Origin of the sequence: uncultured Veillonella sp., assembly GCF_963524655.1 — a bacterium.
Classification (GTDB): domain Bacteria; phylum Bacillota; class Negativicutes; order Veillonellales; family Veillonellaceae; genus Veillonella.
Window position 1 is genome coordinate 49,203 of the sequence record NZ_CAURHA010000005.1, and the last position, 14,106, is coordinate 63,308.

The 14,106-nt window shown below is 40.6% G+C and carries 12 protein-coding genes; 1 reads left to right on the forward strand and 11 read right to left on the reverse strand.

The genetic code is table 11. The features are described 5' to 3' along the window. Position 1: 1 nt before the first annotated feature. The 7 genes from hypA to hcp form a co-directional block, all read right to left on the reverse strand. A complete protein-coding gene (hypA, locus tag RYM16_RS02145) occupies positions 2 to 343 on the reverse strand; it encodes a hydrogenase maturation nickel metallochaperone HypA (RefSeq protein WP_005385455.1) in 342 nt (113 codons plus the stop codon). Continuing rightward, positions 336 to 1,163, reverse strand: a complete 828-nt coding sequence (locus RYM16_RS02150) for a bifunctional 5,10-methylenetetrahydrofolate dehydrogenase/5,10-methenyltetrahydrofolate cyclohydrolase (protein ID WP_156720017.1) — start codon at positions 1,161 to 1,163, stop codon at positions 336 to 338. The genes hypA and RYM16_RS02150 overlap by 8 nt, the downstream gene beginning before the upstream one ends. A gap of 118 nt (positions 1,164 to 1,281) precedes the next feature. After that, positions 1,282 to 3,249: a penicillin-binding transpeptidase domain-containing protein gene (locus RYM16_RS02155; RefSeq protein ID WP_314982001.1), complete on the reverse strand. Its 1,968-nt coding sequence runs from the start codon at positions 3,247 to 3,249 to the stop codon at positions 1,282 to 1,284. Next, on the reverse strand, positions 3,249 to 4,667 hold the full coding sequence (locus RYM16_RS02160; protein ID WP_314981994.1) for a CCA tRNA nucleotidyltransferase: 1,419 nt from the start codon (positions 4,665 to 4,667) through the stop codon (positions 3,249 to 3,251). The genes RYM16_RS02155 and RYM16_RS02160 overlap by 1 nt, the downstream gene beginning before the upstream one ends. A gap of 69 nt (positions 4,668 to 4,736) precedes the next feature. Then, a complete protein-coding gene (sdaAA, locus tag RYM16_RS02165; RefSeq protein ID WP_105081850.1) occupies positions 4,737 to 5,609 on the reverse strand; it encodes an L-serine ammonia-lyase, iron-sulfur-dependent, subunit alpha in 873 nt (290 codons plus the stop codon). 11 nt (positions 5,610 to 5,620) lie between these two features. Next, positions 5,621 to 6,283, reverse strand: coding sequence for an L-serine ammonia-lyase, iron-sulfur-dependent subunit beta (gene sdaAB / locus RYM16_RS02170; RefSeq protein WP_265137776.1), 663 nt, complete (start codon positions 6,281 to 6,283; stop codon positions 5,621 to 5,623). Positions 6,284 to 6,551: 268 nt separating this feature from the next. Further along, positions 6,552 to 8,117 carry a hydroxylamine reductase gene (hcp, locus tag RYM16_RS02175; RefSeq protein ID WP_009352266.1) on the reverse strand — a complete coding sequence of 522 codons (1,566 nt, stop codon included), beginning with the start codon at positions 8,115 to 8,117 and terminating at the stop codon, positions 6,552 to 6,554. A 270-nt stretch (positions 8,118 to 8,387) separates the two neighbouring features. Between hcp and RYM16_RS02180 the strand changes: the two genes are divergently transcribed. Continuing rightward, positions 8,388 to 9,113 (forward strand): Crp/Fnr family transcriptional regulator, encoded by a 726-nt coding sequence (locus RYM16_RS02180; protein ID WP_274204142.1) that lies wholly within the window; start codon positions 8,388 to 8,390, stop codon positions 9,111 to 9,113. A 93-nt stretch (positions 9,114 to 9,206) separates the two neighbouring features. On the opposite strand, the gene RYM16_RS02185 is transcribed toward RYM16_RS02180, so the two are convergent. The 4 genes from RYM16_RS02185 to RYM16_RS02200 form a co-directional block, all read right to left on the reverse strand. Beyond that, positions 9,207 to 11,105 (reverse strand): LPO_1073/Vpar_1526 family protein, encoded by a 1,899-nt coding sequence (locus RYM16_RS02185; RefSeq protein ID WP_314981996.1) that lies wholly within the window; start codon positions 11,103 to 11,105, stop codon positions 9,207 to 9,209. 9 nt (positions 11,106 to 11,114) lie between these two features. After that, positions 11,115 to 11,666 (reverse strand): TIGR01440 family protein, encoded by a 552-nt coding sequence (locus tag RYM16_RS02190; protein ID WP_314981997.1) that lies wholly within the window; start codon positions 11,664 to 11,666, stop codon positions 11,115 to 11,117. A gap of 225 nt (positions 11,667 to 11,891) precedes the next feature. Continuing rightward, complete coding sequence (locus RYM16_RS02195) at positions 11,892 to 12,452, reverse strand: Fe-S-containing hydro-lyase (RefSeq protein ID WP_009352515.1); 561 nt, start codon at positions 12,450 to 12,452, stop codon at positions 11,892 to 11,894. A gap of 21 nt (positions 12,453 to 12,473) precedes the next feature. Beyond that, on the reverse strand, positions 12,474 to 13,316 hold the full coding sequence (locus RYM16_RS02200) for a fumarate hydratase (RefSeq protein WP_009352233.1): 843 nt from the start codon (positions 13,314 to 13,316) through the stop codon (positions 12,474 to 12,476). Positions 13,317 to 14,106 lie beyond the last annotated feature (790 nt).

Genomic DNA, 14,106 nt, shown 5'->3' on the forward strand with positions numbered 1-14,106 from the left:
ATCAATCGATATCCATGGAGGTCACTTGTAGTTCGCGACCACCAATGGTTTGTACGAAATGACTGTCACAATAGGGACAGATAAACTTATAATTTTCTACAGGAAATGTTTTATCACAATCCAAGCACTTTCCTTCAATAGGAATGGTGTTAATTTCTATACGTGAGCCTTCTGCTGCGGTCCCCTTTGTAACCGCTTCCCAACAAAAAAGAAGGGAATCTGGCTCTACTCCACTCATAAGGCCCAAATCGAGTTGAACGGAATGGATCACAGATGCATCGTGTTGGCGTAACGTATCGAGGGCTACATCAAGTATGCCTTCTGCTATAGACATCTCATGCATGGTATGCCTCATATACAGCTTCAAGCATCATAGTAGTCGTTACGGAGCCTACACCACCCGGCACTGGAGTAATTGCAGACGCAATATCTTTTACCGCTTCATAATCAACATCGCCTACCGTCTTACCTTCTAGTTCATTAATGCCTACATCGATAACAACAGCACCTGGCTTAATCATATCTGCTGTAATCATATGAGCACGACCCGCTGCAGCAATAACGATATCGCCTCGTTTTACTTGCTCTGCCAAATCAGGAGTTCTAGAATGGCACATTGTAACAGTACCATGTGCACCAAGGGTCATAAGAGCTACTGGTTTGCCAATAACTTGGCTACGACCGATTACTACCACATGTTTCCCCTCTACAGGAATATCGTAGTGATTCAAAATTGCCATACACGCCTTAGCAGTACAAGGGGCAAAGCCCCCTTTGCCTGCAGTTACAAGGCCAATATTATACGTAGTTAAACCATCGATATCTTTTTTAGGATCTAGCATATCGATAAGAGCCTCAGTATCAATGTGTTTAGGCATCGGCATTAACGGTAAAATTCCATGAACAGCCGCATCATTATTTAATTCTTGCAATGCTGCCACCACTTCATCCTGTGTAGCCGTTTCAGGTAATTGTTTTAATACAAAGCCATAGCCAAAATTCTTTGCTGTCTTTTCCATAAATGTAGCATACATATGAGCACCGTGGTCTTCACCAACGAGTAATACTGCCATAGTAATTACAGAGTCCCCTACTGCTGCAACTTTTTCTTGTAAAATCGCCTTGTGAGCATCTGCTACTGCTTTACCGCGTAATTCGATCATGTGTATCTCCATTCATTCAAACTATCTATAAAATAAGGTGCCTCCGGAGAGGCACCTAAGTCTCTTATTCTATTATATAACGAACTGTCTATAATTTCTAATTATGACCGAATTCGTTTTATCTACGGAAATGAACAGTAATTGCTGTACCAGCCTGAACAGTTGTACCGCTACTTTCATCTTGAGATGTAGCCGTACCAGTTCCATCCGGTTTAAAGGCAAGTCCCGCCTTATGTAACCAATCACGTACTTCACCATAGGTAAAACCAGTAAAGTTAGGCAATGTAACAGAACCATCACTTCCCGGTTTTGGTTCAGGTAATGTATTAGCAGCTTTAACAGCTACTGGTGTACTTTCTTTAACATACGGACTCATTTGGTAATACCGTACAAGTTGAGATACGATGTCCTTAAATACAGGGGCTGCAATTTGACTACCATAAAAAGAACCCTTTTGTGGGTCATCAATAACGACAAGAACTACAAATTTGGGATCCTCTACAGGGCCAAAGCCAATAAAGGACGCAATGTATTGTCCGTCGAGATAACCGCCATGTTTGGTATCTAGTTTTTGCGCCGTACCAGTTTTACCGCCGAAGTGATAACCTTCTACCATCGCTTTTGTACCGCCACCTTCGGATACTTCTTTTTCTAGAATATCTACAATGGTTTTGGCCGTTTCCGCTGGAACCGGCTGTCCCACAACAGATGTTTCAGTCGTACTTGTTACATCGCCTTGAGAGTTACTATAAGACTTGATGATATGTGGTTTCATCATAGCCCCACCATTAGAAAGTGCACCAAAAACACGAACCATTTGTAATGGTGTAACCGCAATACCTTGACCGATGGACATAGTCGCCACATCTAGCTTACTCATATCATCTGGATTATACAAGATACCAGCTCCTTCGCCAGGTAACTCAATACCTGTTTCAGAGCCGAAGCCATAATCTCGTACATATTTAGATAGAATATCTGCACCCGTTAATGTGCCGATTTCAGCCATACCAGTATTGATGGAGTACTTCAAAATATCTAGCAAGCGAACGGGGCCATAGCCTTCACCATTCCAGTTTCTAATGATATGTCCATTCGCAGCAAAGGCACCTTTATCGTTATACACTGTGTCTAACTTCCATTTACCTGCTGCAAGGGCTGCAGATGCAATGATAGGTTTGAATGTAGAGCCTGGTTCATAAAGGTTGGTAACCGCAATATTTTTGAAAGCTTCCTCTCCACTTTGGTTATAGTTATTAGGATCATAACTTGGACGATTAGCCATGGCTAAGATTTCACCAGTCTTTGGATCCATTACGATAACACTAGCATGTTTTGCGCCCGTATCAACCATCGCCTTATCGAGAGCCCGTTCCGCAATAAATTGAATGGTCGCATCAATCGTTAAGGTTACACTTTTACCCTTATCTGGTAAAAATTTAGATAATACAGAACCAAAGATAGCATTACCTTTGTTATCTGTAGCGACGATTTCTTGTTGCACACCGCCCTTTAATTCATCATCAAGAACCATTTCAAGGCCATCAAGACCCTTATCATCGGTGCCAACAAAGCCTAACACTTGAGCCGCTAGCACGCCATTTGGATAGTAGCGCTTAGACTCCTCCACAAAGTTAAGACCTACAATGTGATTATCCTTAATAACTTGTTGAACCGCTTTCGATTTTTCGGCGTCCATCATACGATTAAGCCATACGAAAGCCGTATCCTCTTGTAAGGCTTTTACAATATTCTCTTTTGACATCGTTACATACGGTGAGATAAGTTCTGCAATCTCTTGAGGAGATTGTTTAATCATCTTCGGATCCGCATATAAGGATTTTGTAACTACGCTCATTGCCAACGGCTTGCCATTGCGGTCGTAAATTGTGCCGCGCGGTGATTGTAGCTTTCTATCCACCTGTACTTGTAATAAATTTTTCTTTTCTAGGTCAAAGGTATCAAAGACCTGCAACTGTGCTAAGCGCCCGATGAGGACGAAAGCAACGGTCATGAGAATGGCGAGACACCAGGTGGTGCGACTCCATCCACTCATGCGTAGCAAAGCTTTATTTAGTAAATTCATCATTTCTCCACTGGACGGCGCAACTTGTGGTCTAATGCGTCATATAGCGCATCTGGTTCATTAGGTATTACTCCATTTTGTACCTGACCCAATAAATATTGCAATCCTTCCCCTACTTGATTCCCTGCGAGTTCAATAACCCTTTTATCATACCTCAAATCCTTTGTGTGTACAGGCATTTCCAAACTAAGATCCGCCATACACTCTCCAAAGGCTAACGTTCCATCAGTTGATGCATAAGGCTTCCCACAACCTAATACATCGGCAGCACAAACCTTGGCTAATTGCTCCCATGCAGTTCGCATGATTTGGCTATCACGGAATTCACCACTACGAGCCTCTTTACGAAGCCATTTTTTCTCGTTCGCATCGCCATTTTGTACAAAATAATGGAAACGCATATGATTTTTTACAATCCACGCTACTCGCTGTACAAAAGCCTTAGGGTAACCTAAGCGAGTAAGTAATGTTTCTGTCATTTCAGCCCCTAAGGTATCATGACCACGATCTGTGAGGCGACCATTTACCACAGCACGCACCGTAGGCATGCCCTTCGCAACATCATGTAGTAATGCACCCCATCGTAAGGTCAAATCAGGCTCTGTATTAGATACAACGGCTAATGTATGGTACCAACCATCGAACTGGTGAAAGTCTTTTTCTTGCGGTAAATTCACAAGATGATATAGCTCAGGCAGAATAGGAACCTCTCGAGCCACGCCGTTTTCAACTACTCGACATGAACATTCTGCCAAGCGTGATTGCACCAATACATCTAATCCTTTAGCCACCGCTGGCTCAAGCATGAGACGATTTACTTCATCTCGAACGCGCTCTAAGGATAATCCAGAGACGCGATGAAAAGCCTTTGGCATAGCTTCTAATAAATCTTCGGTAGGCAAAAAATCTAGTTTTGCCACAAAACGACACGCTCTAAATAGACGCAATGCATCCTCTTCAAAACGTTTCTGTGCATCGCCAATGGTACGCAAGGTCTTATGCTTGATATCACGGCGTCCACCTACAAGGTCAATGACCTCACCAAAGCGATTCATAGCCATGCCATTTACAGTAAAGTCGCGGCGCAATACATCTTCTTCTAATGTATCGGCATAGGTGATTTCTTCTGGTCGATGACTATCCGCTCCATATCGTTCAGTTCGATACGTTGCAATTTCATATTGCTTACCTTCTAATGTAGCTACTACTACACCAAAGGATTTTCCTACTAAGTCTGTCGTTTGAATACCTTGACCGCGTAGGACTTCAATTACCGTATCAGGACGTGCAGACGTCACAATATCAAAGTCATGAGGTTTTTGATGCATCAAAATATCGCGCACTGCTCCACCAATGATATAAGCTTCATAGCCTGCTTCTTCTAATACAGTCAATATTCTATTTGCTTGTTCCATCATGCACACTCCTTTCTGAACTAGTCTAACTTTTATTTTACTACAAATGAAAGCATGAAAAAAGTGCAATCCTTATAAGGATTGCACTCTTTCAGCAATAGCTGTACCTGTCGGTGTTACCGCAAGACCTCCATCACTTGTTTCACGCAATGCAGCAGGCATAGCACGACCAATATTATTCATTGCTTCAATAACCTCATCTGGTGGAATTTGGCTTTCAATATTCATCAACGCCATCTCAGATGCAGTAATAGCGTGGACTGCATAGAAACCATTACGCTTAACGCATGGCACCTCTACGAGACCCGCCACCGGATCACAAGCAAGACCTAATAAGTTTTTCATACACAATGCAATGGCATGGCCCACCTGACGTGGCGTACCGCCCATCATTTCTACGATAGCCCCTGCAGCCATACATGCAGCTGTACCAATTTCAGCTTGGCAACCGCCTACTGCACCAGCAACGCAAGCGCGATTAGCCACTACATTACCAATGCCGGAAGCAGCTAAGAAACCTTTCACTACAGTAGATTTATCTAGTTGATAGTGATCAGCCACGGCTTTCACAGCACCAGGCATAACACCACAAGACCCCGCTGTTGGACAGGCAACGATGCGGAACATTTTTGCATTCGCCTCGTTTACAGCAATAGCATAGGTCATCGCCTTGTACGCAATTTCACTCATAAAACGTGGAGATTGACCGTCAAGCTGTGCCGCCTGACCACCGGACATACCAGATGCCGTTTTATCAGTATATGCAATACCATCTTGGATAGACATTTCAAAAATATCTAAGCGATGCTCAATTTCTCGAATAACCGCCTCTTCATTACGGTCATAATTTTCTAATTCATAACGCAGCACTACATCGCCAAAGGAAATGTTATTTTCCTCAGCTAGGCGAATAATATCTGCAATTGTATCATATGCATAGCTCATTATTCACCCTCCTATAACGCTTCAAAGGTCATGACGTCTTGAATGCCTGGACACTCGCGCATAAACTGAACTGTAATTGGATTTACCACCGTATCGGTAGTAATGACCATAACTGCATCCTTGTGCTTACCCTTACGGAATACACGCATCGTTGCAATATTAATATCGGACTCACTCAAGGCTTGGCTGATAAGAGAAATCGCACCAGGGCGATCCTCGTGAAATACGACGAGCGTAAACTCATCACCTGTGATAGACATATCATTGCCATCTACTTCGGTAATCATAATTAGACCACCACCGAGAGATCTACCGATAACAGTCATATGACGATTATGGTCATCATACATATCAAAACGAACCACGTTAGGATGACCAACATCTAAAGGAGACTCGATGAAAGTATACTCCATCCCCTCTTTTCGGGCTAAATCATGAGCGATGCGAATATTCGTATCATCCTCTTTATAACCTAATAAACCGCCTACCAAAGCACGATCTGTACCATGACCTTTATAGGTCTTCGCAAAAGACCCGTATAAAGTTAAATCTACCTTTTTAGGAGTGGATCGGAAAATACACCGCGCCATCTTACCTAGCCGCGCAGCACCCGCTGTATGCGAACTAGACGGACCAATCATAACAGGCCCTATAATATCAAAAATACTATTCATACACGCCTCTATATACACATAAATAATGTGAGAAAATTCTTACTTTACCTATAGTATAACAATCAACATTGACCAATGTCTATATGCACATTAGCAATATATTTGTACGCATACAGAGGACTAAATTTATATACAACCACTAACAGATAGCTTTCACAAAATAGTAAAAAACGCACCTTAGAAACCTAAGGTGCGTTATTTATAACAACAGTCCTAAATCATAAAAGAGAGGGGAAGTAGGACTGTGGTTAACAGATGAATGATCCTATTAACCCAAGATAGCTTTCAAGTCAGCTTCAGGAGTTGTAATTGGATGTAATTGGAATTTCTCTACCAAAATGTTCAATACATTGTTGGAGAAGAATTTAGGCAAGGATGGGCCGATGTAGATGTTGCGGATACCCAATGCCAACAATGTTAACAAGATACATACCGCTTTTTGTTCGTACCAGGACAATACCAATGTTAATGGCAAGTCGTTTACGTCACATTCAAAGGCACCAGCCAAAGCTACTGCTACTTGAATAGCGGAGTAAGCATCGTTACATTGACCCATATCAAGGATACGAGGGATACCACCGATTTCGCCGATGTTAAGGTCGTTGAAACGGAATTTACCACAAGCCAATGTCAATACTACTGTATCTTCTGGAGTTTGTTTTACGAAGTCTGTGTAGTAGTTACGGCCTACTTTAGCACCGTCACAACCACCTACTAAGAAGAAGTGTTTGATTGCGCCAGCTTTTACAGCGTCGATTACTGTATCAGCAATGCCCAATACTGTGCCATGACCGAAACCAGTAGTTACTTCATGACCACCGTTAATACCAGTGAATTCTTGAGCTTCTTTGTAGCCGCCCAATTCGATAGCACGATTGATAACTGCGGAGAAGTCTTTTGTACCATCTGCATTTTCTTCGATGTGTGCACAACCGTCGAAACCTACCATATCTGTAGTGAAGATATTTTCTCTGTAGTTTTCTTTTGGTGGCATAATGCAGTTTGTAGTGAACAAGAATGCGCCAGGAACGTCAACGAATTCTTTTTGTTGGTTTTGCCATGCAGTACCAAAGTTACCTTTTAATTGAGGATGTTTTTTCAATTCAGGGTAAGAGTGGCAAGGCAACATTTCACCATGAGTATAGATATTTACACCTTTACCATCAGTTTGGATCAACAATTGTTTCAAGTCGTGAAGGTCATGACCAGTTACAACGATGAAAGGACCTGGTTCTACAGTCAAAGGTACTGTAGTTGGTACTGGTGTACCGTAAGATTCTGTATTAGCTTTGTCAAGAACAGCCATACATTTCAAGTTAACTTCGCCGAATTCCATCAAAAGACCAAGCCATTCTTCAGCGCTGTGATCTTTCGCCATTTCTACTAGACCTTTAACGAACCAAGCATCAACGTCAGCATCGTGGAAACCAAGGCGAGCAGCATGCCATGCGTATGCAGCCATACCACGCATACCTAACAATAATGTGGAACGAAGGGATACGATATCTTCTTCACCTTTCCACAATTGTTCCCAATCAAAGTTTTGTTGAGTGCTATCCACTTGTGCATGGTAAGCGTTTACTTCGTCGATGAACGCTTGAACGCGGTCTTCAGAGAAGTTAACGTTTGTTACACACATGAATAAACCACGCATTAAATAATCGATACCTTCTTTAGTGTGGCCTTTTACGTCTAAAGCGCGAGCCAAGCCAACCAAAGCAGCAGTTAATTCGTCTTGTAAGTTTGCAACTGGTGCAGTTTTACCACATACACCTTGTACTGTACAACCAGCTGGTGCTGCAGATTGTTCGCATTGATAACAGAACATGCTCATTTAAAATCCTCCTTTGCGAGACTTCCTCGCATTCAAGCTAGATAATATAAAACCTATACATTACACTGATGTTTTATCAGTTCTCTGTTCGATTACATTTGAAAGTATAACGTAAAGGTGATACAATTTCTGTAGCTTGAGCAACAAATAAAAACTTTTTCAAAAATTTTTCCTGGCTCCCCTTGTGGAACAGGTAGACCATTTGGTCTATACTTCTATTATACAATAATCATTTTTAATTGCTATAGACTTTGTCACACGGAGGTGCTTATGAAGCAAATACTTTCAGAAGATATCATCAATCAATATATGCCTACCCTCGTGAATTGCCCGCTATTCAATAAACTTGGAGAAAACGAATTGCGTGGCTATTTACACAATGCTAAAGTAATTGTTCATAGCTACAAGAAAAATGACTTCATCGCCCTCTCGGGTGATCCGATGGATGGTATTGGCGTTATCTTAGAAGGCAGCGCTCTTTTAACTCGCGAAAATATAATGGGCCAACGTGTTATCATGGCTAATCTAGAGCAATCCGATATATTTGGCGAAGCATTACTATTCAGTAAGCAACCTTTATGGCCTGCTACGATTAAAGCAACAAAGGCTACAAAAATTATGTTCATACCACTTGAAACGTTCATCGAAACATTGCCAGAATGCCATCAATGTCAAACGACAATCTTATCTAATCTATTAGAAGACTTATCGGAAAAAGCAATTCTCTTAACGAGAAAAGTACATTATCTTACATTAAAAGGAATGCGCGAAAAGATCTTTGCATACTTAACAGATATTTATAAACGCCAACACTCTAAAACAATCCAATTGCCCCATAATCGTGAGCAAATGGCCGAGGTGCTCAACGTATCTCGCACAGCGCTTAGCCGTGAACTAGGCCGTTTACGTGATGAAGGCATTATCGACATTACAGGTCGTACCGTAAAACTACTAAATATTGAAGAAATTGAAGAATTTGGTTTTAATAACTTTTAGTACCATCTAATCAGTTCTACAAAACACAAAAGGTCTCCCTACATCTTAGGGAGACCTTTTTATTACATATTACCTATTGTAAAGCTATGTTGCTTAGAACCAATGAGATAAATCAAACTCTTCACCAATCGTTGCTTTCACATGAGCTCGGCCTAAGTAAAGACCTAGCAAGGTCAAGCTAATTTTAGACATCGGCGTTTTATCAAACACATCTGCCAAGTCCAAAAGAACTGGAGAGATATCATCCATAATATCACGCGCCTCTTGCCCTCTGAAAGCAGTTGGTTTGCTCTTCATGAGTGCCAATAGATCTCGTTGAACCATGGAGTCAGAAATACGAGTTTGTCTAAAGAAGCGTGGTGCCAAGGATTCATCAACTAAAGCCAATTTATATAAATTGGAGTTTAAACTACGCACCACATAGCGTGGATCTACACCGCGACCATCGGTAGCACGGAATAGTTCTTCCTTAGAGAAGCCACGGTAGTTAAATACGAGCGGATAAGAATTAGATAATACTTGTGCCAATGTAATTGGCTCACGTTCCTCTTGCGTACAGCGCAAGTAATCAAGCTGACGATAGAAGGAATGATTTTGAGGTAAATCAGAAATAAATGGCTCGATATATTTTTCTACGTAATGTTGGAAATGAATCAATCCATAGTTATTGGAATTTCTAGAATATTGCAATAATAAAGTTAACGCCATAACTTGGAAGTGGCCTAGTGTTAAATGTGGTAATATGCGCAATGCATCAAAGGCTACTAGATACGGCGTACTAGATTTAGGAGATTGCACAACATCGAGGAAAGCCCCTAACGCAGCGGACTTCATCCACTCCGTATTTGTTGCAGCATACGCCTTTTGCATACTCATCAAAGCTTCTTGAATAACAATATTATCTAACAACGCATTTACTTCAGCTAGCTTTGTAATATTAAGTGCTGCTAAAGCATCTCTTGTAATATCTTCTACATAATATTGTGTATCCCCATGTAGTACACCAAAAGAATGTACAAATGGAGCAATAGCTAATTCAATGCATTTATCTTCATGTGCAGCTTTAGCCCATTGACCAGTAGGAACCTCTTCATCAACTAAACTTGCTGCAGCTAACTGTGCCTCAATTTCAGATGCATCAAATAGGCGAGTTTCATCTAATACAGATGGACCTTCCGCAGTTTGTACCTCATCAGCGCCGCCAATCATTTGAGTGACTTCCATATTTTCAACTTCATCAGCAGCTAAGACCTCTACAGATTCGCCCATAGCAATGGTGTCCTCTACAGAACTCGATCGATTACGAAGCTCATCAGTTACCTTGTCTAAGACAATAGTCTTATCCATTAATAGAGTACCTTGATTGCCATTAGAATGCTTGATATCGGAAACAGCAGTCATCACAATAGTTTCATCTGAAACAGAAGGAGTTACCACGTTCTCATTTTCAACGATAGTAGATTCATCATGTAAAAGTTCACCTTTTGTATCATCAGTTGCAGGCTCAGTCTTTGTAGATTGAGAGTTACTACTTTCATCATCACTAGACTTAGTACTAGTCACAGCATCATTGTGACCACCTAAGGCTAAGGAGTAGCCGGTAGATGTATTTTCTACATGTGTATTCTTACCATCTCTTCGATTGAAAGATGTATCTGTAGAATCAACTAAAACCTCTGCAGGTTCATCATGTAAAACCTCTGTAGATGTATCCTGTAAAACTTCGCCAGATTGTCCTTCAGAGGAAACAACAATCGCTGCAGTATATACATTAGTACCACCTGTATGCGTTATCGTGACATCACCATGCTTAGATTCCATTGCAGTTGGACTATCATTCTTCGCTTCAACATTATTGTCTACATGTGAATTTCTATGCGTCTTAGGCTTTGATTGACTTTCACCATCACCGCGACTAAAAACGGCGTAGCAAATAGCAAAGAAGCCCAATGCTACGACGGCCAATACAAAATATGGTATTACGTTTGACATACTATCCCCCTACATCAACGCTTCATTATATGCAGCACGTTCCCCGCCGATGCTCTTTGGGCGAACACGGCAAGCAGTTACATGGGCTTCCCCAATTTCCTTTAAACTAAGACGTACTGGTACTGTAACATGTTTCATGTGCATACCTATGAAAGTATCCCCAATATCGATGCCTGCATCAGCTTGAATAAACTCAACCATTACAGGATCATCAAAACGTTCATACGCAGTTACTGCCATAGCGCCACCTGCATGACGTTGAGGTACTACATTTACCTCTTCCTCCCAAGTCATTGCACTACGCTCCATAACAAGAGCACGATTAATATGTTCACAGCATTGAACGGCCAAATTAAGACCTCTCGCTTTAACAGCTGTATATATTTCATCAAATACGACCTGCGCCACATCTAGATGGGAATCAGTGCCGATTTTTTTACCTACAATTTCGCTAGTGGAGCAGCCCACAACGAATAGTTGACCTTCTCGAACCTTTGCCAAATCAAGTAATTCAGCCATCGCTGTGCGGACTGACTGACGAATAGTTTCTACAGAAGTCATGTTATCGCCTCACTCACTTTGAATGTATAAAATCTATATGTATATTATCATAAAATAGACAAAATCGGTAGACTTTACTCTACACATAGGTAGTGAACATCTTATGATATTAACTTATAAACTGTAAAAGTATACCCTTATATTATTATCATACTATTAAAGAATGAAGACAAACAAAAAAGAGGCTTGCATATGCAAGCCTCTTTTAATCACTCAGCGGTGATATTAGATTTTTCTGTAAGGTTTTTGGCCTTCTTCGTAGAAGTTGTTACCTTCAGTATCGCCAACTACGATGCAAGGGAAGTCTTCAACTGTCAATTCAGCCAAAGCTTCTGGACCAAGTTCACCATAAGCAAGTACTTCGTATTTTTTGATGGATTTTGCAATCAATGCTGCAGCGCCACCAACTGCTGCGAAGTATGTGCAACCATTTTTCTTCATGGATTCAACTACTGCTGGTTTACGGGAGCCTTTACCGATCATGCCTTTGATACCTTGATCAAGCATTGTTGGTGTGTAAGCATCCATACGACCAGAAGTTGTAGGACCAGCGGAACCAATTGGATCACCAGGTTTTGCAGGTGTTGGGCCAAGGTAGTAAACGAATTTGTTAGTCCAATCGATTGGTAATTTTTCGCCACGTGCTAAAGCTTCAGTCATAACTTTATGAGCAGCGTCACGAGCGGAGTAAATTTTGCCAGTGATAAGAACGCTATCACCAACTTTTAATTTACGGGAAAACTCTTCATTATATTCTTCAGTGTTAATGCGAATTGTTTCAGCCATTGTAATGTTACCTCCTATCGATTAAAGTTCTGCGTGAGCATGACGAGCTGCATGGCACATGATAGTAACTGCAACAGGAAGACCAGCGATATGAGTTGCACCCCACTCGATGTTTACACCAAGACAAGTTGTAGTGCCGCCCAATTGTGGACCGATACCAGTTTTGTTAACCATTTCCATGATTTCTTCTTCTAATTTTGCATAGTCAGCATCTTTATGAGGTGTGCTAATATCGCGAAGCAAAGCTTTTTTGGACATAACTGCTGCTTGGTCCATAGTGCCACCGATACCTACGCCAAGTACGATTGGAGGGCATGGGTTAGGGCCAGCTTTTTTAACGATTTCAAGAACTGCATTTTTAACGCCTTCAACGCCGTCAGCAGGAACAAGCATAGCTACGCCAGATTTATTTTCGGAACCGAAACCTTTAAGCTCTACTTGGATATCTACTTTATCGCCAGGAACGATATCAGTGTAGATAATAGCTGGAGTGTTGTTTTGAGTGTTCTTACGGTTGAACAATGGCTCACCTACAACGGATTTACGAAGGTAACCTTCGACGTAACCAGCTGCAACGCCTTCATTGATAGCTTCAGTAAGGTCGCCACCAACGAAATGAACGTCTTGACCTACTTTTAAGAATACCATTGTCATACCAGTATCTTGGCAGTATGGACGATCTTCAGCATCAGCGATTTCAGCGTTTTCGATGAGTTGATCAAGAACGATACGACCTACTGGAGACTCTTCTGTTTCACGACCTTTTTTCAAGCCTTCATAGATGTCTTTTGGCAAGTGGTAAGCTGCATCCATACATAATTGACGGATAGTTTTTGTAATTTCAGATACTTGGATCTCGCGCAAGATAATCCCTCCTCAGGAAAAATTGAATATTAATTCTAATACCGTGAGATAACTTTTAATTCTCAAGCGTATAAGATATGTAAAACTCATACACATTGAGATTTACTCTATGCATCAATCGTAACACACAATATACAGCCTTTCAACGCCTCAACTATACAGTTTTCTCAATGCTTTTTAGCTTTCTGAGAATAGTTTTCATGAATATTTTTGTATATATTTCGGTATTTCAATAGACTATATATACCATGTTTTATAATGATGAAAACTCTTTCATAATGTGACAAAAGTCATAGTTTATCATACATTAATCCTATTTTCACACCCCTTTTCTATAGAGGCTTTCTAATATATAGATTTAGTTTATAATTAACCACAAACCCAGACTATATCTAATAAGATAAATACACTTTTTTATTAACTGATATTTCTTTTCAAATAAACCTTTTAAACTTTTCTACAATGCATATGTATACCGATTATCTTCAATATACTTATATTGCTAACTCTCATTAATATATCGTCATTTAAACCCTTATAAACACAGTAACTAACTGTATTTTTCAAACTCTATAGACTTTATTAATTTTAGTGACTTTCTTATCAATATTTTTAATAACTAATTTTACGTATAAAGTTATGTGTTTTAGTCATACTTAACGAGGTCTATTTTATAGTAATTTTAAAAAAAAGGCTTGCTTTTATAATTAATCTAACATATAATAACAATCGTACCATTCCTCGATAGCTCAGTCGGTAGAGCAATCGGCTGTTAACCGATCGGTCGTAG